Genomic DNA, 19,661 nt, shown 5'->3' with positions numbered 1-19,661 from the left:
TTTCTAGAACATTACAAATTGTTTAAATTGAGTTAAAATAAAGAAGATATTAAATACATTAGGGGGCTTTATCAAGAATGAGAGATCCAAGAATACAACAACTCGCGAAAAATTTAATTACATACTCAGTAAATCTGCAAAAAGGCGAAAAAGTCTTAATTGAAAACTTCGGCCTTCAAAAAGAGTTAGTAAACGCACTTGTTCAAGAGGCATATGCTGCTGGAGGATATCCTTTCGTATTATTAAAAGATCACTCTGTTATGCGTGCGCAATACACACAAGCTTCTGAAGAACAAATGGAAATGATCGCTAAACATGAAGGTGACCTAATGAGCCAAATGGACGCTTACATCGGTCTTCGGTCAGGCGATAACATTAATGAAATGTCAGATGTACCATCTGAAAAGATGGCGCTTTATGAAAAGACAATTTTTGCGATGCACCGCAAGATTCGTATCAAAAAAACGAAATGGTGTGTACTTCGTTATCCGAACGCCTCTATGGCCCAATCAGCGAGCATGAGTACAGAAGCTTTTGAAGACTTCTATTTTAACGTGTGCAACTTGGATTACGGAAAAATGGACGATGCGATGACAGCTTTAAAAGATTTGATGGATAAGACGGATAAAGTTCGAATTACTGGACCAGGAACTGACCTTTCATTCTCAATCAAAGATATTCCATCCATCAAATGCTCTGGCCAAAACAACATTCCAGATGGTGAAGTATTTACAGCTCCTGTTAAAGACTCAGTTAACGGAACGATCTCTTATAACACACCATCACCATACAACGGCTTTACTTTTGAAAATGTACAGCTAACGTTTGAAAATGGAAAAATTGTAAAAGCTACCGCAAACGACTCTGAGCGGATTAACAAGATCTTTGACACAGACGAAGGTTCTCGTTATGTTGGGGAATTTGCAATCGGGGTCAATCCATTCATCAAACATCCAATGAAGGATATTTTATTCGATGAGAAGATCGATGGAAGCTTCCACTTCACTCCTGGTCAAGCGTACGAAGAAGCGTATAATGGAAATGAATCTAACATCCACTGGGATATGGTTATGATTCAGCGTCCTGATTACGGCGGCGGAGAGATCTACTTTGACGATGTATTGATTCGTAAAGATGGCGTATTCGTTCTGCCTGAGCTAGAGCAATTAAACCCTGAGAACTTAAGGTAATCCAAGAGCTTACTTATTGTAAAAGAATGTTACTATACACTCTTTTTGATAATTTGCTTCTTTGACAAGTTGATTGGAGTGCAAGGTGTGAGACTCCTGAGGTGGGCAGTCCGAAAAGTGGAAGTGGCTCGTTCAGCCCCGACAAGCAAAAGGTGAATGAGCTAGGAAGGCGCAATTTGCCTTCTGGATCATTTAGCTTTTGACCTCGAGGGGCTAGCCACTGCAACTAGACAGGTGAGACACTTAAGAGTGAAACGTACAAATGTAGCTCACCGCCTGCCCCGCGGAAAGCGAGCACCTGGAACGGAAATTAACTACTTCCAAGTGAAAAAAAGACTTGCCGAAATTGGCAAGTCTTTTTTTTTATGGAGTTGCAGTAAGCGTTTCTTCGTATGCTCTTTGGAATTTCTGGATATCTCCAGCTCCCATGAACAACAAAACTCCATCGTTATATTCTTTTAATACATCCACGTTTTCTTCAGAGATCAGTTTAGCGTTTGGAATCTTTTCTTTCAAGTTCTCAATTGAAAGATTTCCTGCATTTTCTCTAGCAGAACCAAAGATATCGCACAGATACACATGATCTGCTTCACTTAAGCTTGCTGCAAATTCATCTAAGAACGTTTTTGTTCTTGTGAAGGTATGCGGCTGGAAGATTGCGACGACTTCACGATTCTTATATTTATATTTTGTCGCTTCAATTGTTACTTTAATTTCTGTTGGATGGTGTGCATAGTCATCGATTAAGATTTGATCACCAACAGATTTTTCAGAAAAACGTCTTTTAACGCCCGTAAAGGTCTTCAGCTGCTCTTTAATAATATCCATCGGAAGTGTTTCGTAATGACAGATTGCAATTACAGCTAATGCATTCAATACGTTATGCGTTCCATACCCAGGAATCTGGAAAGTTCCGTAGAATGTGTTGCGCACAAATACATCGAAAGTAGTACCTTCATCACCACGATTAACATTTTTAGCTTGAAAATCATTGTGGTCGCCAAAGCCGTAGAACACAACTGGAACCTGCGCATGAATTTCTTGAAGATTAGCATCATCACCACATGCGATAATAGCCTTCTTCACTTGCATCGCCATCGATTGAAAAGCGCTGATAACATCTTTTAAATCAGTAAAATAATCAGGATGATCAAAATCAATGTTTGTGATGATCGCATAATCTGGGTGATATGAAAGGAAGTGTCTGCGATATTCACATGATTCGAACACAAAATATTCGCTTCCTTTGCTTCCTTTTCCAGTTCCATCTCCTATTAAATACGATGTAGGTTTTGCAGCGCCTACAACATGAGCTAATAATCCTGTTGTAGAAGTTTTCCCGTGAGAACCTGTTACAGCGATAGAAGTGAAGTTAGATAGAAACTCACCTAGGAAATGGTGATATCTGTGAATAGGAATATTCTTTTCATTCGCAGCTTGAATCTCCTCATGCTGCTCACCGAATGCGTTACCCGCGATAATGATTTGACCTTCTTCAATGTTGTTTTTGTCAAACGGTAGAACCGGAATGTTTTTCTCTTCAAGTGCTGCCTGTGTAAAGATATATTGATCAATATCAGATCCTTGTACGTCATGACCAATGTCATGAAGGATTTGTGCCAGCGGGCTCATTCCCGTCCCTTTAATTCCAATAAAATGGTATTTTGTCATGTATAGCCCTCCACAAAAAGAACACCTTCTAAAAGGCCTATTTGTATTATTATATGCCTGATGTATGGATTGGTTATTTATGCACATTCAGGCTTGATTCCGAATACTTGAACCATTATAGCAAAGTTGTTGTCTCATCACCATGATAGACAAATGATAAAAAACTAATAGACTGTAAAACCTATACTTACCTATTTTTACCCAACTTCTCCAAAATAATGATTTCGATATCGCCTATTCTACAAGCTCAAGCCTCGGATTATGGCGATAGATTCTTCCTGCTTTTGCTTGATGCTGCTCATTCATCATTACATTGTCCCCTGTAAATCCTATGTTGATCTTTAATAGATTGCTTCCGACTCCATAAATATCTACAGGAACTTTTTGCTCTTCAAACTGTTCAATTCGTTCTTTCTTAAATCCTCCGCTTACCACTATTTTCACATGATGAAATCCTTCTTCATCCAGTGCTTTGCGAAGTGCAAATATTAGTTCAGGATTAACACCTCTAGGATCAAAAGAACCTAATACGTCTGGATTTCTAAAGAAGTATTGATCAACCATAGTTCTTGAAGTATCAACCCTTACCCCTTTTAGCGTTTCCCCAAACTCTCTCGCAACTTTCAGAGCGTCTGTAATCACATCGTTGTTATAATCAACGAGGGAGATAAGGTCATCTTCAGGATATTTCGTGTGATACGCTTTGGTAGCTTCCACAATATCTCCGTTAAAAATTTGAATCAGCGCATGAGGCATCGTACCCATTCCTTTTTTGCCCCACCATTCATTCATCGCATGTGTAGCCTGTGCAGTTGATCCTCCGATGTAAGAAGCATAGCCATCTCCTGCTTGCTGTGCAAAATGATCATCTCGATCGCCCATGAAGATGACAGGCTTCTGAACGCCAGATTTACTTGCAGCTTTAACGACATTATAAACATTCGTTGCAACTGATGTTCTTCTGGCTAGAATTCCATCAATCATTCCCTCTAAGAAACCAAAATTTTGATAAGGTCCCTTAATTGTTAAAACCGTTTCGAATGGAGATATTTTATCACCATCTTTTAGCGAGTGAATCTCTAAAGATTCAGGGCTCTTAGCAAACGTTTTGATAAGAGCAATCGCTTCGTCAGAACCGCATAAGACCGCATCGCTTTTTTGAAAAAACTGCATCGTAACGATATTATCAGGCTTAAAAGATTCTACAATCTCACATGTTTTAAGAAAATAAACGGCAGAGAACCAGCCTTCTCTGATTCGTTCATCAAATTTAAAGGTTTTATTCGTAAGCCGCTTGATTTTACCTTGCAGCTTTAATTCTATTTCTTTCATCTATTTACTCCTCATGACTTTTTACATCGTATAAAAAGAAGGGAACTATTCCCCACACTATAATAGCGAACAAGGCGCAATAACTCAAGAAAATCATTTATTTAGACTAGAACTAAGGATACTAGACTGCATAGTGCAGTGAAGAGTTTTGATGTAACTGCATTCAATATGTTGAAGAAGTCGCTCCCTCAAAAATGAAAGAGCTGGTATTGGGCATCACCCACAACCAGCTCTACATATTATTCAACTCCGCTATATAATCGACTCTCTAGTTCTTCTTGTGTTAAAAGAACATGTCTTGGTTTACTTCCCATCGCTTCAGATACTAATCCGAAGCCTTCCATCATATCTACTAATCTTGCTGCACGGTTGTAGCCGATTCTAAATCTGCGCTGCAGACTGGAAGATGATGCTGCCCCAACTTCGATTACGTAGTAACAAGCTTCCTCAAAAAGTTCATCTTCTACTTCAGTTGTCTGCTGATGCTGGATCAGCTCTTCACGAGTAAACAGATAATCTGTTTGATATTCCTCTTTAACATAACGAGTCACTTCTTCAATCTCTTCGTCTGACACGAAAGTTCCTTGAATACGGACCGCCTTATTTGATCCATTTTCCATAAATAGCATATCGCCTCGTCCTAATAATCGCTCTGCACCACTCATATCAAGTATGGTACGCGAATCAATTGCAGATGATACGGCAAATGCAGTTCGTGTCGGTACGTTTGCTTTTATAAGGCCAGTGATTACATCAACAGATGGACGCTGTGTAGCCAATAGTAAGTGAATACCGCAGGCTCTTGCTTTTTGCGCAATTCGGCAGATCGCTTCTTCAACTTCTTGAGGCGAAACCATCATCAGATCTGCTAGCTCATCAATCACCACAACAATATAAGGCATCTTGTTTTTATAATGCTGTTCTTCTTCCATCTTCTGATTGTAACGTTTGATTTCGCGAACACCGGTTTTTGCAAACTCCTCGTATCGGCGTTCCATTTCTTCAACCGCCCATTTTAATGCAGCAGTAGCTTCTTTTGCATCCGTTATAACAGGTGTTACTAGATGCGGGATATGATTGTAAGGAGCAAGCTCAACCATCTTAGGGTCAACAAGCAACAATCTTACATCTTCCGGTTTTGATTTATACAGCAAGCTTACTAGAATAGAATTAATACAAACACTCTTGCCTGATCCAGTAGCTCCTGCGATTAATCCATGCGGCATTTTTTGAAGATCAGTTACAACAGGTGCCCCTGAAATATCTAATCCAAGCGCAACGGTTAAGGAAGAAGCAGAATCCTTGAACACATCATGCTCTATGATCTCACGCAGAAACACGGCTCTGCTATGCTGGTTTGGAACTTCTATACCGATTGCATTCTTCCCTGGTATCGGCGCCTCAATTCGTATGTCACGAGCAGCCAAACTAAGTTTAATATCATCTGTTAAGTTTGTGATCTTATTTACTTTAACACCAGGAGCAGGCTGAACTTCAAACCTTGTAACTGCAGGACCTTTTGTCATGTGTACTACTTTTGCGTTCACATTAAAATTATCTAGTGTGGACTGCAAGGTTTGTTTTTGGTCGTTTAGCCATAGATCATCATCTTCAAGTGACATCTTTGCTTTATTTAAGAATGAAAGTGGTACAAAAAGCTGATTTCCGCTATTTACATCGCTGACTGGTACCCTTCTTTCTGTGTTTACAGTCTGTCTGTTTTGAGGCAGAGGTTGAGCTTGACCTTTGTTTGGATGAGTTTTTCGATCCTTTTTAAGCATGAGTACATTAAAAGGAACATATTGCCCGCCACTTTTTGGTGCCTCGCGTTTCGGCTGAGACTCTGCCCTTTGCTCTACTATTTCTGAAACAACTTTCTTTTCAGAAGGGATTACCTCTTCAGCGAATGTTGGTTCTTCCACAATAGAATGTTTCTCGTGATCTTGATCATTTGATACTTCAGGCTCAAACCTCTCGCTGTATTGATTTCTAAAATGTACTGATTCTGTAACACTTTCTGTTTCTGAAACACTATTATGCTCTTCTTCCGTTTCATACACTGCTTCAGGCTCTGTGCGGATTTCTATTGAGTCAAAGGTGTTATGTTTATCTGCCTCAATTTGATTTATTGATAGAGAAGGCGTTTCTTTTTCAACCTGCTTGTGTTGTTCGTTTTCACCGATAACATCATTCTGCACGTTCTCATGAACAGTCTCTTGTGAAACAATCAAGTTTTCTTTTGTTGCTGCAGGAATTGTATCTTGAACTGATTTTAATAGTTCTTCAGCAACCGATTCTTTGGATGGTATGTCTCTTCCTATGAACAAAATACCTTCAGGTTTTCTCTTACCGTATCCGTACACAGGAGAAGGAACGTCAGTAGGTGTAAACCTTGATTTCACTTCAGGTTGTGCATCCTTCGTAACAGGAGTATCTTGTGCAGCATTTTTGTTGCGTCTTTCAAAACCGTATACAGGAGAAGGAACATGAGTTGCTTTAAACGGTTGTCGTTTTGGCTCCTGACTCATTTTCCCTGAATGGGATGGGTATCTTCCCTGTTCATTTTTTTGTTGCCTCTGTTCTCGAATTGGTCGTTCTTCTCGATACGATTTTTCTTCTCGAACCGTTTCCTTGTAAACATTCGTTTCTTTCGGCTGATATGTATGGCGTTGAATGGATGGTTTCACTGTTTTTTCATCAGGAATAACAGGAAAACGGAACGGTGCGTTTTCAGGATATTTATGCAGCATTTTTGCAGGATGCTGTGTATTCGATTGTGACGGTCTTCTTCCATTATTTGCGAAAGGAGCAGGCTTGTTCTTTGGAGAAACATTCACTTCCTCAGTCGCCCGCTGTTTTTTTACAGGCTGCTGCTGATCATGCTCTTTCTCATAAAAGGAGTCGTCCTCATTTTCATCATCAAAAAATGTATTCATTAATTTTTTTATCCAACTCATTTTCTCACCTATTTCTGTTGGTTGTTTCTTTATTGTAGCGAAAATAGAAGAGAAACAATAGTCTAAATATTTTCTATAGCACATGCACGTGAAAAAGATAAGAATAAAAACCACTAGAGGCTCTAGCGGCTTTTTATTGTATATCAATCAGTTGTTTCATCTTCTACTGGTTTATTCTTTGCTAGTATAAAGATCGGTTCAAGCTCTTTGTTTTCGTACAAAAAAGGTAATGCTGTAACCGGAACACGGCCATTCATAAAGAATTGCATCGCCATCTGAGCTAAAATATCATAGCCTTGTTTATTCCTAATGTCTGCAATGATCAGTACATCCTGATGCGGTACAGCCACTGCCATTTCACCATTAATCTTTTTCTTCATATCTTCTAAGAAATTTGTATTTAGAATTCTGCTCGCATCATATCCATCATTATGATTTAGAAAGTAGAACGTATTACCTGCAACCTGGTCCTCTTTAAAGTCTGTTGCCAAGCGTTTTAGATTAAATCTTGCTGCATCAAGAACTTGAGACTCATCCACTTTTAACCCCTTCATCTTATCATTCGTTAAAAGTTTATAGGTTTTGCCTAGGTCTAAAGCATAATATATTCTTGTTTCAGCTGTATGTTCTTGATAAAAAAGTATTTCTCCTTCAGGGGTTTCTAAAGGAAAAGATGCCGAGCGTATGACAGGAAAAATATTGGACAAAGGATTGTTATCTGCTTTTTGATGTGCAGCTTTCAATCCTTCTTCAACGTAATAAACGAGCTTATCAAGAAGCACGTCTTTTTCCTTTGACCAGCGTGCGCTAAGTCCTCCAAGTGAAAGAGAAACCCCTTTTCCTGTTTTCTTGTCTGTTATTCGAAGTGTATCATCTTCTCTATCGTACGCAAATTCACGATCAGTACCAGATAATCTTTCTTCTAAAGTCTTTTTAAGTTTAATTGAACTGCTCATTTTTTTCCTCCTTTCTGTATGCCACACCACATCGCTATTTAACGTGAAAAACCTCCGAATGGAGGTTTTTCAATTACTTGCTGCTATCTTCTTTATATTCTACTACTACTTCTGTTCCTAGTCCGCCACGAGCGTTCCAGTTTCCAGTAACCTTTAAGTATTTTGGTTTTAAGAGTTTAGCAAGATCTTCCATAATGCGGTTCGTTGCATGCTCTTGGTAAATTCCAACGTTACGGTATGATGTTAAATAATATTTTAATGATTTCATTTCTACTAAATCTTCGTTTGGAATATAGCTGATGATAATATCAGCAAAATCCGGAAGACCTGACCAAGGACATACAGATGTGAATTCTGTTGTTGGAATAGTAACTAGTGTATCCTTTCCTACATACTCGTAAGGAATTGTTTCTAATATATCAACAAGGATTACATTCTCATCTTGAATATCAAAACGTATTCCTTCATATTTGCTGTGGTTTACTTCTACTTTAGCCATTTAATAAACTTCCCTTCATTTTACGGCCCTTTTTTCCAATTTATTGTTGCTTCTGAAATCATTTAATTTAACTTCTCTCCATTTGCAAGTTGATTGGAGTGTATGGTGCGTGCCTGCAACTTGAAAATCTTCTCGCAAGGCATGCGACGAGGAATACACTTCTATAGCTTTACTTTTAGACGCAGGAGCAAGAAAGCTAACTTCCCTGCCCCGCGGAAAGCGAGTACCTGAAATGGAGATCAACTACTATCAAAAGCAACAAGGATTATAAAGAACAGCCATTTAAAAAATCATTTTTTGTTATTATAACATACTCTTTTAACCTATTTTGAAGGAATATTAAGCTCTTCTAAAAAGGCAACAATCTGCTCTTTTGTCTTTCTTTCTTTATTCACATAACGCCCAATTTCTTTGCCCTCTTTAAAAGCAACGAAACTTGGAATGCCAAAGATATCTAGCTCTTGGCAAAGCTCAATCAACTCATCTCGATCCACATAAACAAATTGGTAGCTAGAAAATTCTTCCTCAATCTCAGGCAGGATAGGCTTGATCACAACACAATCCGGGCACCAGTCTGCAGAAAATACAGCTACTGTTACACCGGTTTTAATAGTATCTTGAAATTGCTCAATTGATTTTATGTTTTCCATATTACATTACTCCCTATTGATTCAGCTTCATATCGCCAAATTTTATATAACCCTTTTTTCTTAACCACTCTGAAATCACAAGACTTATGATAATGGGTCCAGCAAAATGCAAAATAAATATAGCAAGAAATGTTTCAAAGGTAAAGCCCATTGTCCTGAGCGTCATAATCTGCCCTACAAGTCCACTTGTACCCATTCCCGCTCCTGCTGGAATGTTTTCCATCTTAAAGTAAAGCGTTCCGATCGGTGCTAACAGGATTCCAGCAACGGTTGGAGGAATTAATATGAACGGATTTTTCACCACGTTTGGAAATTGAAGTTTTGACGTACCTATTCCTTGTGTCAACCAGCCGCCAAATCCATTTTCCCTAAAAGAACTGGTAGCAAACCCGATCATTTGCGCTGCACATCCTATTGTTGCCGCTCCTGCAGCAAGACCTTCAAGCCCCAGCATCATCGCAATTGCAGCTGAGGAAATGGGACCTGTTAGTGCAAAGCCTAATAAAATAGCTACTAAAATACCCATGATTAAAGGTCTTTGATCAGTGGACCACATGACTAGCTGACCAAACCCCTTCATAAACGAATCAATTCCTGGTCCGATGAAAGTTGCCACCGTATACCCAGTAAGAATGGTTACAGCAGGCGTTACAAGAATATCAAATTTGGTTTCTCCAGATACAAGCTTACCAATTTCAACCGCGATAAGCGCTGCTACGTAACATCCTGCAACACTGCCTAATTCAGCTCCTGCTGCCCCCGCAATACCTGCTGAGAACATAACAAGCGGAGGTGCTTTTAATCCGAATGCTATTGCGGTACCAATGACAGGACCCATAAGCGTCATCGCTAGCTGTCCCATTTCAGTAAAAAAAGGTATAGAAAGCTCTTCGCCAATTGTTTTTAAAATCAATCCTACGATAAGAGAGGCCATCAGACCAAGTGCAAAATATTGAAAACCTGTGATGAAATATATTTTAGGAGAAAGACTTACTCCTTTTTTCTGCAGAAAATCCCTCATGTTATTTACTCCTTTTACATTTCTGATCATACATGTCCCTAAAACATTATATCTTGTTTTACTCTTGTGTAAAGACACCTGTCAATACGAAGAGCGTACTTCCTCTCTCTTTTTACTTTCAAACGTAAACTTATTTGAAAAAAAGCCGATAAAATGGCAGGGAGGGATACATTTGAAGATGTCGATTCGTAAAAGAGTACAACTGATGCTTCTTATCAGTTTAGCCGGAATGATACTATTACTTGCATTTATTGGGTTATTTTTATGGCAGAACACCCAAATGGAGAAGGAAAGAGAAAATCTTCAGCTTTCATTGCTGTCTAGCAATGATGTCCGAAGTTCGTTTAATGAAGTACGTAAACACGAACAAGAATACTTAAGAAAACCTAGCCCTGAATCTAAACAACATGTATTGTCTTTACTCAGCAGCTTGCAAAAGGATACAGGCAAAGTCGTTAAAGAAACAAACAATCCGTCTTTAAAAGGTATTGAGAAAGACTTATCCGCTTATCAGACATCGTTTGATTCTGCAACAGGTTTGACTACCCAGCTCAATTCTTTAAAACAGATGATGACTGATACTTCTAACGAATTTTATGAAACAGTTAAAGGCATGAATGACCAAGTTTTATTAATCAATCTTTTGCAGATGCAAACATATGAAAAAGAAATTCACATCAAATATGACGGCGCATCTGTCGAAAACTTCAAAGAAAGTGCCGTAGTCTTTGATCGGATGTTAGATGAAAAAAATCTGCCCGAGGAGCAATTATCAGCTTTTAAATCAAAATTATTAAAGTATACAACTTCTGCAGATACCATTCAAACGATTACTAAAAAGATCGATGATGATGTGAAGACTTTTGAGCAGATTGCAGGTGTTGTGGATCAGTCCACTGCAGATGCAAAAAAAAGCTTGCAAAAAGAGAACACAGAACTAACGAATAAACAAAAATCCGTTAAGTTTTGGCTTACGATCAGCTTAATCGGTTTAAGCATCTTGATTCTTTCTATTCTAAGTGTAATGGGCGTTTGGCTAATGCGTTCTATCCAATCTTCTATCTCCTCTCTAAAAGAAGGAGCAGCCGTTATTGGTGAGGGTGATCTTTCGTATCGTGTGGAAACTCATTCTAAGGATGAGATGGATGAACTGGCACAAACCTTTAATAGAATGGCAGAAAAAATGCAAAAATCAATGACCGAAGTAAAATATGCTGCTGAAAAATTAACGAGTTCTTCTCAAAACTTAGCAGCAGTATCCGAGGAAACAACTGCCCAAAGTGATGAAGTAACCGAAGCAATCTCTCAAGTTGCAACAGGTGCTCAAAGTCAGGCAGATCACCTGCAAGAATGCACCCTTTTATTATCAGGAGTGACGGAATCCATAAAAGAGACCGCAAACATCAGTGACGAGATCTCAATCGATGCTCAAAAAGCGGAAAACGATGGGAAAGCTGGCTCTAACATCGTTCATCAACTAAACACACATTCAGAAAACTTTTTAGAATTAGCGCAAAGCCTTATTTCAGAAATTCAAGATGCAAGCCAACAATCCAAACAGATTAATTCAATTGTCGAGACTATCCAAGAAATCGCAGGAAGCACTGACCTTCTTGCCTTAAATGCAGCGATTGAATCTGCACGAGCAGGTGAAGCTGGAAGAGGCTTCTCAGTAGTTGCAAGCGAAGTAAGAAAACTTGCTGAACGTTCTAAAAACGAAGCACTTAGAATTCAGCAGCTCGTTAAATCGATGACGAATCAAATGGAATTGTTATCAAAAGAGACCGTGCGCTTTGAGCAATATCGAATTGACCAAATGGAGTCCGTTCAACAGACAGAAAAAGCGTTCAGCAGCATCATTCAAAATGTATCACAGATCAACGGAAGAATAACTCAAGTGAAGAGTGCGATTAACAGAGTTGAATCAGCTAATGAAAACTTATCTGAAAAACTATTCGAAGTTAGTGCAATTTCTGAAGAGTCCGTAGCAACAAGTGAACAGGTAAGTGCATCGAGCATTCACCAAAAAGAAGCGATTCATCAAGTGAATTTGGCAGCAACTGAATTACAAGAAATTGCCCTTTCACTTCAAGAAGAGGTGGATCAGTTCTCACTAGGTGAAGTAGCCGCTTCTGTTTCAGAAGAGAACTTAGTGTTTATCGACACTTATCAAGAAGTTGCAGCTGCAACTGATGAGAGTGAAACAGGTTCATTTATCACTTATGATGCAGAGGATGATGAAGATCAGAAACATACTGTTGAAGAAGCTGAATCAAACGATCATGTTCAAGAAGCAGATATTCAAGAAGATGAGAATAGCTTAATGGATAAAGAATCAAAAAGATAATGAAATACCAAAACCCGGTGTCTTTTCACCGGGTTTTAATAATTTCCACTCAATTGCGTGTACTTTCTATGTTGTTTATAAGTCTTTGAAAAGTAATGGCTCCAAGTGCCATCTTGTTTAGCTACAAAATAATAATAATCATGTTTTTCTGGATCTGCCGCAGCTTTTAAAGAAGTGAGATCTGGGCTTGCAATAGGACTTGGTGGAAGCCCCTCATTCAAATATGTGTTGTAAGGACTTTTTATTTTCAAGTCTTTTCTTCTGAGGGCAGCTTTTGGTTTATCTAGTAAATACTGAACTGTTGAACAAGATTGAAGTTTCTTCCCATCACGTATCCTGTTTATAAAAACGCCAGCAATAGTTCGCTTCTCTTTATTCAACAAAGCTTCTTCTTCGATAATTGATGCCAGTTTGATCATTTCATAAGGTGTCTGATCTGTGGTGATTCTGATATTTGCTGTTTTTTCAATCATACGGTCAATCATCTGACGAATCACATCTCCTTCATCCATTTTCTTTTCAAAGAAATAGGTGTCAGGATAAAGCAGTCCTTCCACAGCATACTTTACTTTTTGATGTAATTCTTCATCATTGAATTTTAGTTGTTCTCGCTGTTCTTTAGTCAGCGTATTCCACGTTTTTGCTTTGTTAAGAAATGCTTCTCGATCTACAATCCCTTTTTGGCTAAGACGATCTGCCATTTCAATAACGGTCAAGCCTTCTGGAACTACAACTTCATCAGCCTCTGTTTCTTTACTTAACGTGGAGAGGTCTGCAAGAATCTCTTTATAATTAGCCCCCTGCTAGGGTATGTTCACCAGTTGTAATTTTTTCTTTTTTCCCGGTTATTGTGCTGTAGACGTTAAACAGAAATGGGTTTTTTACAAATCCTTCTTTCTTTAGCCGCCGAGATAATGAGGAAAAATCACTGCTTTCTTTCACGATAAAGGGCTTTTCAGCTGAACCCTCTGCAGGCATAACCGCATAGATAATCCATCCTGCAAAAATAACAAAAATGGTAAGAAATATGATTAAGATGATCTTCACAGATGTATTCAAAAGAAAATCCGCCTTACTACCTTTTTGTTTCTAATCTTCCCAGATCAGTTCTGTTCATACAAAGAGGCTGACAGAAAAGGTTTAGTACCTTAGCTGTCAGCCTGTACATTTTTTATTTGGCAGTAAAGCATTGTTGCTTTTAAATCTTTTTATTATCATCTTTGAACAATTGATTGTAGTAGAAGGTGCGAGACTCCTGCGGGACAGGCGGGCAGGTGAGACACTTAAGAGTGAACCGTTACGAATGTGGCACACCGCTTACCCCGCGGAAAGCGAGCACCTGGAACGGAAATCAATTACATTCAATAACGACACTGACTACAAAATCAGCTATTTATTAAGGTTATAGACATACTGCCCTAATAGAATCGTGGATATATGCAAAAACATCTCACTTCGAGACAACATGCCACTCGTGAAAACACCAATCGCTCCATCTTTTTTTCTAATTTCAGGGTCGTTTGTTAGTTCCCCCATTAGCGTTCCAAGTTCTTTCCCTTGCTTCAAACCTTGAACAACATCATTCGGAAGCAAAATTCTCGCTCCAGCTGCTGAGAAGATATTCCCTTCAGAATCAGCAACCGCTCCCCAGTTACATAAGTACATACCGTCTGCCATTTCCATAACACCGCCCTCAAGTCCAAGGCCGATTTCCGCTCCTTGCTTCACACAATCTTTTGCGCGGTTAATGGCACCTTCCTTTGTTTCTTCATCCGAAAAAGGTTGAGCAGAAACTAAAGAATCTGAAGAATAAGAAACAAGTTTCGCATCTTTAAAATACATTATAAAAGGCCTGACTGCTTCAATTTTCGCAGGATTTTCTGATCCGATTCCAATTCTCATATCCCGCTCTTCCTTAGCTGTTTTCTAGTATTGTTTTCAATGTGGATTCATCCGCTGTTTTCACAAGCTTTACGAGCAGTTCTTTTGCAGCAGCATAGTCATCAACATGGATCATAGAAGCATGTGTGTGAATGTAACGAGAACAGATACCGATCACAGCAGATGGTACACCATTCCCAGAGACATGAACACTGCCAGCATCCGTTCCGCCTTGAGAAATGAAGTATTGATACGGTATGTTATGAGTTTCAGCTGTATCTAGAATGTACTCTTTCATACCTCTATGTGTAACCATTGTTCTGTCTAAAATTCGTAATAGTGCCCCTTTACCCAACTGGCCAAATTCGCTTTTATCGCCCATCATGTCGTTCGCTGGACTTGCATCAAGTGCGAAAAACAGGTCAGGCTGGATGAGGTTAGCTGCTGTTTTTGACCCGCGCAGCCCTACTTCTTCTTGAACAGTAGCTCCACTGTATAATTCATTTGGTAATGTCTCATTTTTTAATTCTTTCAGCAGTTCAATAGCTAGTCCCACACCATAACGGTTGTCCCATGCTTTAGCCATGATTTTTTTCGGATTGGCCATAGGTGTAAACGGACAGATCGGTACGATTTGCTGCCCTGGTCTTATCCCCATGCTATAGGCATCCTGATCATCATCTGCTCCGATATCTATGTACATATTCTTAATCCCCATCGGTCTGTTGCGCTGATCTTCGGATAGCAGGTGTGGAGGTGTAGATCCAATAATTCCTGTTATCACATCTCCCTTATCTGTGTAGATATTAACACGCTGCGCTAATAATACTTGGCTCCACCAGCCGCCTAATTCTTGAAACTTCAGCATTCCATTTCTTGTAACCTTCGTTATCATGAAACCTACTTCGTCCATGTGTCCTGCCACCATGATTTTAGGGCCGCTGCCTTTTTTAACACCAAAAATACTGCCCAGTCCGTCTTGAATGACTTCATCTGATACTGGCTCTATTTCCTTACGAACAAATTTACGAATGTCCCGCTCAAAACCTGGTGCACCAGGAAGTTCTGTCAACGTCTTAAACAAATTCAGTGTTTCTTCATTCATATAAAACAACCCCTTCTAATTGGTCACGTATACATTTTCATTGTACACCTAATCAGAAGGGGTTTTCTAGGTTTATGAGTGTTCTAGACTTCGTATGGAATCGGATCAGCTGAACCTGCTTCTTTAAATCCTTTTAACCGCAGAACACAGCTGTCACATTTTCCGCACGCCGTCTCTTTTCCATTATAACAAGATGTTGTTAGTTCATATGGAACATCGAGAGACAACCCTTTTTCAATCGTTTCTTTTTTAGACAAGTGAATAAGTGGTGTTTCCACTGAAATGTTCTTACCTGTTACGCCTGCTTTTGTTGCTAAGTTAATCGTTTCTTCCATGCTCTTAATGAATTCAGGCCGGCAATCCGGATAACCGCTAAAATCTACAGCAGAAACTCCTGTGTACACAGCAGTTGCTCCGATTACTTCAGCATATGCACTGGCAAGTGAAAGGAATATCATATTTCTAGCAGGAACATAGGTAACTGGAATGCCTTCTTCAGCCTCAGTTGGAACATCTACTTTCTCATCGGTAAGAGCACTTCCTCCAATGTCTTTTAAAAACGTAAGATCTACAATTCTATGATCTTCCACATTATAAAACTTACCAACTTCAATCGCTTGTTCCACTTCTCGATTATGGCGCTGTCCATAATGAAACGTTATCGGGTAGAGATCGTATCCCTCTGCTTTTGCAATTCCCATACATGTTGTGCTATCAAGGCCACCGCTTAAAACAATAACAGCTTTTTTACTCATCGCTAAACCCCTCTCTCCTCTGGATGCCAGATTACCTTATGAAGCTGAAGACTTAGCTTCGCATTAGGAAGTGGAGTTTCTAATAAAAGTTCAACAAGGCGTCTGGGTGGCATGCTTTCCCAAACAGGACTTACACAAATCTGTCCATTTCGGTAATGTTCAGAGACCACCTGCTTTGTGATTTCGAAATCTTCCTCTGACCCTACAACAAATTTTATTTCATCTTGATTTTGGAGCTCTTTAAAGTTTTCCAGGTTCATTTTATCCATCTCACCTGAAGCAGGGAGCTTATAATCCATCACAAATCTCATCTTTTTTTGCAGATCAGGATGAGAGTTACGCATATTTTCAAACGGCTGTAAATCAATAGCACCATTTGTTTCAATATGAATATCTACTATGTGGTCCAAATCTGCCATCGCCATGAGCAATGCAGCTGATTTTTCGCGGTGGATAAGAGGCTCACCACCAGTAAAACAGATACGCTGTGATCGAAACGACTTAATTGTACTCACAATTTCTTCTATAGACGCTTCAAACTCAGGCTTGGCAGGAGCATAGCTGTAGGTAGTATCACACCAAGTGCATCGTAAGTTACAATGAAAAACGCGAACAAAAACAGTGGGATATCCTGCCTGTAGACCTTCTCCTTCAACGGTTTCAAAGATTTCAACCATTGGTACTGTCCAATGTTTCCATACATCTTTTGACGGAAGATTAAATGTTTTCATTTTCCACCATCCACTCTCTTTTCATAATGGCAAAGCTTGTAGGTGTTTCAAACAATTTTAATTCTTCCAATCTGTGTCCTTGCTTCGATAAGCCTCGTATTTGCAACTCAATATCGATTTGTTCCCATATCCAAACAACCATATTTTCTGCAGTTGTATTCATTGGAGGAAGAACCTCATTTAAATATCTGTGATCGAGCTTGCTGTCTATAGCCGTTTTGAATATTTCTTTTATCTCTCCAAAATCTACCGCTATTCCTATTTCATTTACAAAACCGCTCATTGTAATAACAAGCTTGTACGTATGTCCATGAAGGTTTTTGCATTTTCCTTCATAACAATGCAGATGATGAGCTGCATCAAACGTAAATTCTTTGCACACAGCAACACGTTTATTATGATACTTCAACTGCTCGCGTTTAATATCGCGATCCAGTACTTGAACATCTGTTGGAATTTTATATGTCATTCCTGTTCATCCTTTCGAGTGGAGCACGAAAACAAAAAAACTCTGCTAACGCAGAGAGTGTAAAAAATCATTCTTCACGCTCCCTAGTTTTGTTTTAAGAGGGGTGGGAATTTCGAACCCTCCATCATTATCATGAGTATCTTATCAAAAACAGACAAGAAAAAGAAGGCTTTTCTTTGTTATACTAAAAGTAGAAAATGAAAATGAACTTACATAAGGTGGGAAAACGCATGAATTGGAGAAACCTGATCTTAGCAGGCCTGACAGGCGCTGCAATAGGGTATGTGGTTACAAAAAAGCAAACAGAATCCATCACACCAGAGAAAGCCTTAAAGCTATTGAAAGAAAAAGCAAGTGAGCATTATAGCATTACAGGAGCTTGGATCATCGTTAAGCCCGAAGATGCAAACGTACATGGTCTTTCGTACTCTGTATATAAAGGCGGCTTTTCTCACTCCATTCCTGGAAGTGAAGCCGTACATTTCGAGTTTCTAATCGATGCTGAAACAGGAACGCTGTTACAACTTGCTCAAAAGTGATAAAAAGCCCTTAGGAGAAATCCTAAGGGCTTTTTAGATTATCGATATAATTTTGTTTGATTATAAAGATTATTATCGATCTTGAATTTGGTAGTAAGGTATTGACGTTTTTCCCAAACTGTCAAAATGAACAATGGAATAATAATTAACATGAACAACAATGCTGTTACTACAATCCAATCCATATGTGTTCCAAGTTCTGATTCATGTGCTTTTTTATAGTCTTTAATTTTTGGGTTTGCTTTGGCAACAGCTGCTTCTGCTAAAAGTTCGTTCTTGTCAGCGTCATAAAAAACAACTTCTGTGTGATCAAAATAAAAAATGTTATCTCTAACCGTATCATAATTAGCGATTGCTACTGTAACTTCAGAAGCTTCTAATTCTGAGTCTTCATTCGGATATGTCTCAATGTCAGATAAAGTTAAGGAACCTTTTTTTAGATCCTTATGTTTACTTTCAATACCTTTTTCAATCGTCTTTTTCATTTCATCTGTGGCAGTTTCAGCAGACACAAATGTCCCCATTGATAAAAACAGTGCTAGAACGGTAAAAATGGCTACTAACTGTTTTTTCATATTTTTAATCCCCTCTCATTTTACCTCTTAAGATATAAATAAAAATTGATAAATTCATGCCTCTCATATTTTAACATATCCTGTCGTTTCAAACATTCACTTGAAAATGGAAAATATGTGACGATTTTTTCACATTTTTGGAGATCGCGGAACTCTCTCTGTCAACACACCGTTTTTATCCCACTTAACGGCACGATAGATACAGTCATGATAGAAAAAATACCATGTATCAGGTTGTATCCATTTTTGTTTTTGAAAGATTGAAGTCATCGGATAATCATCATAAGCAAGTACCCAAAGCGGGTTATGATGAGCGTGTGTCGGCATAATATCACCGATGTGATATACTTTTTCACCGTCTTCTAACGTGAGTTCAATAAGTGAATGACCATCACTATGCCCACCTGTATGAACCATCCTAATCCCATTTAAAATTTCAATTTCTTCTTTGAACGTTTTTACTTGGTTTTGAATGGGCTCCCAATTTTCTTTCCAATATGTATTTTGCGACCTAATATTCGGATTTTGCAGTTCGTTCCACTCTGTTTCTGAAGTGTAAATAATAGCGTTTTCAAAAACAGGAACCAGCTTGTCATCTTTCCATCGAGAAAGTCCGCAGGCATGATCAAAATGCATATGAGTCATAAGTACGATATCAATATCAGCAGTCGTTAATCCCTCTTTTTCAAGACTTTTTTCAATTTGAGATTCCTCGGTGACTCCATAGTTCCTTCTTTGTTTTTCTGTTAATTTCCCGGCACCTATACCTGATTCAATCAAAATGTTTTTCCCTTCAAATCCTTGAACGAGAATAGGTTCCGTTCTTAACTCGATCTGATTTCTTTCGTTAACGGGGTATTTTGTTTCCCACAATGGTTTAGGAACGACTCCAAACATAGCCCCGCCATCCATATGTGTTACCCCACCATCTAACCATGTAAGCGTTTTAGTTCCGACTTTCCACTGATCCATAGCTCCTTCTC

The 19,661-nt window shown here is 38.8% G+C and carries 20 protein-coding genes; 4 read left to right on the top strand and 16 right to left on the bottom strand.

Annotation, left to right across the window (positions count from 1 at the left end):
* The first annotated feature begins 77 nt into the window (after nucleotides 1–77).
* Complete coding sequence (locus tag P8610_RS00520) at nucleotides 78–1,190, top strand: aminopeptidase (RefSeq protein ID WP_394602719.1); 1,113 nt, start codon at nucleotides 78–80, stop codon at nucleotides 1,188–1,190.
* 363 nt (nucleotides 1,191–1,553) lie between these two features.
* Here the strand turns inward: P8610_RS00520 and murC are convergent, their stop codons facing one another.
* The 7 genes from murC to P8610_RS00485 form a co-directional block, all read right to left on the bottom strand.
* Nucleotides 1,554–2,861: a UDP-N-acetylmuramate--L-alanine ligase gene (murC, locus tag P8610_RS00515; RefSeq protein ID WP_289494806.1), complete on the bottom strand. Its 1,308-nt coding sequence runs from the start codon at nucleotides 2,859–2,861 to the stop codon at nucleotides 1,554–1,556.
* 234 nt (nucleotides 2,862–3,095) lie between these two features.
* Nucleotides 3,096–4,193, bottom strand: coding sequence for a nicotinate phosphoribosyltransferase (locus P8610_RS00510; protein WP_394602718.1), 1,098 nt, complete (start codon nucleotides 4,191–4,193; stop codon nucleotides 3,096–3,098).
* A gap of 239 nt (nucleotides 4,194–4,432) precedes the next feature.
* A complete protein-coding gene (locus P8610_RS00505) occupies nucleotides 4,433–7,150 on the bottom strand; it encodes a DNA translocase FtsK (RefSeq protein WP_394602717.1) in 2,718 nt (905 codons plus the stop codon).
* A gap of 143 nt (nucleotides 7,151–7,293) precedes the next feature.
* Entirely contained in the window at nucleotides 7,294–8,106 is an 813-nt protein-coding gene (locus P8610_RS00500; RefSeq protein WP_394602716.1) for a DUF1444 family protein, read from the bottom strand.
* A 73-nt stretch (nucleotides 8,107–8,179) separates the two neighbouring features.
* A complete protein-coding gene (gene queF / locus P8610_RS00495; protein ID WP_066243842.1) occupies nucleotides 8,180–8,605 on the bottom strand; it encodes a preQ(1) synthase in 426 nt (141 codons plus the stop codon).
* Nucleotides 8,606–8,928: 323 nt separating this feature from the next.
* A complete protein-coding gene (locus P8610_RS00490) occupies nucleotides 8,929–9,255 on the bottom strand; it encodes a thioredoxin family protein (protein WP_394602715.1) in 327 nt (108 codons plus the stop codon).
* A 13-nt stretch (nucleotides 9,256–9,268) separates the two neighbouring features.
* Complete coding sequence (locus P8610_RS00485; RefSeq protein ID WP_394602714.1) at nucleotides 9,269–10,276, bottom strand: PTS transporter subunit IIC; 1,008 nt, start codon at nucleotides 10,274–10,276, stop codon at nucleotides 9,269–9,271.
* 178 nt (nucleotides 10,277–10,454) lie between these two features.
* Between P8610_RS00485 and P8610_RS00480 the strand changes: the two genes are divergently transcribed.
* A complete protein-coding gene (locus P8610_RS00480) occupies nucleotides 10,455–12,623 on the top strand; it encodes a methyl-accepting chemotaxis protein (protein WP_394603086.1) in 2,169 nt (722 codons plus the stop codon).
* A 35-nt stretch (nucleotides 12,624–12,658) separates the two neighbouring features.
* Here the strand turns inward: P8610_RS00480 and mltG are convergent, their stop codons facing one another.
* Together mltG and P8610_RS00470 are read right to left on the bottom strand one after the other, a co-directional pair.
* On the bottom strand, nucleotides 12,659–13,405 hold the full coding sequence (gene mltG, locus P8610_RS00475) for an endolytic transglycosylase MltG (protein ID WP_394603085.1): 747 nt from the start codon (nucleotides 13,403–13,405) through the stop codon (nucleotides 12,659–12,661).
* A 10-nt stretch (nucleotides 13,406–13,415) separates the two neighbouring features.
* A complete protein-coding gene (locus P8610_RS00470) occupies nucleotides 13,416–13,682 on the bottom strand; it encodes a hypothetical protein (RefSeq protein WP_394602713.1) in 267 nt (88 codons plus the stop codon).
* Between the two features lie 185 nt (nucleotides 13,683–13,867).
* Between P8610_RS00470 and P8610_RS00465 the strand changes: the two genes are divergently transcribed.
* Nucleotides 13,868–14,023: a hypothetical protein gene (locus P8610_RS00465; protein WP_394602712.1), complete on the top strand. Its 156-nt coding sequence runs from the start codon at nucleotides 13,868–13,870 to the stop codon at nucleotides 14,021–14,023.
* Here P8610_RS00465 and P8610_RS00460 read toward each other — a convergent pair.
* The 5 genes from P8610_RS00460 to queD form a co-directional block, all read right to left on the bottom strand.
* Complete coding sequence (locus P8610_RS00460; protein WP_394602711.1) at nucleotides 14,013–14,525, bottom strand: DUF84 family protein; 513 nt, start codon at nucleotides 14,523–14,525, stop codon at nucleotides 14,013–14,015. The genes P8610_RS00465 and P8610_RS00460 overlap by 11 nt on opposite strands.
* Before the next feature lie 13 nt (nucleotides 14,526–14,538).
* Entirely contained in the window at nucleotides 14,539–15,609 is a 1,071-nt protein-coding gene (locus tag P8610_RS00455) for a M42 family metallopeptidase (protein WP_394602710.1), read from the bottom strand.
* Between the two features lie 83 nt (nucleotides 15,610–15,692).
* Complete coding sequence (queC, locus tag P8610_RS00450) at nucleotides 15,693–16,364, bottom strand: 7-cyano-7-deazaguanine synthase QueC (RefSeq protein ID WP_394602709.1); 672 nt, start codon at nucleotides 16,362–16,364, stop codon at nucleotides 15,693–15,695.
* 2 nt (nucleotides 16,365–16,366) lie between these two features.
* Entirely contained in the window at nucleotides 16,367–17,095 is a 729-nt protein-coding gene (locus P8610_RS00445; protein ID WP_394602708.1) for a 7-carboxy-7-deazaguanine synthase QueE, read from the bottom strand.
* Nucleotides 17,082–17,564: a 6-carboxytetrahydropterin synthase QueD gene (gene queD / locus P8610_RS00440; protein ID WP_289494793.1), complete on the bottom strand. Its 483-nt coding sequence runs from the start codon at nucleotides 17,562–17,564 to the stop codon at nucleotides 17,082–17,084. The genes P8610_RS00445 and queD overlap by 14 nt, the downstream gene beginning before the upstream one ends.
* Before the next feature lie 230 nt (nucleotides 17,565–17,794).
* Here queD and P8610_RS00435 point away from each other — a divergent pair, with 230 nt between their 5' ends.
* Nucleotides 17,795–18,103 (top strand): PepSY domain-containing protein, encoded by a 309-nt coding sequence (locus tag P8610_RS00435; RefSeq protein WP_289494792.1) that lies wholly within the window; start codon nucleotides 17,795–17,797, stop codon nucleotides 18,101–18,103.
* 38 nt (nucleotides 18,104–18,141) lie between these two features.
* On the opposite strand, the gene P8610_RS00430 is transcribed toward P8610_RS00435, so the two are convergent.
* Both P8610_RS00430 and P8610_RS00425 read right to left on the bottom strand, forming a co-directional pair.
* A complete protein-coding gene (locus P8610_RS00430; protein WP_394602707.1) occupies nucleotides 18,142–18,678 on the bottom strand; it encodes a hypothetical protein in 537 nt (178 codons plus the stop codon).
* Between the two features lie 129 nt (nucleotides 18,679–18,807).
* Nucleotides 18,808–19,650 (bottom strand): YtnP family quorum-quenching lactonase, encoded by an 843-nt coding sequence (locus P8610_RS00425; RefSeq protein WP_394602706.1) that lies wholly within the window; start codon nucleotides 19,648–19,650, stop codon nucleotides 18,808–18,810.
* Nucleotides 19,651–19,661 lie beyond the last annotated feature (11 nt).

The sequence above is a fragment of the Fictibacillus sp. UD genome, assembly GCF_043558025.1.
Classification (GTDB): domain Bacteria; phylum Bacillota; class Bacilli; order Bacillales; family Fictibacillaceae; genus Fictibacillus.
Note: the sequence above shows the minus strand (reverse complement) of the source record. Positions and strands in the feature narration are given on the sequence as shown.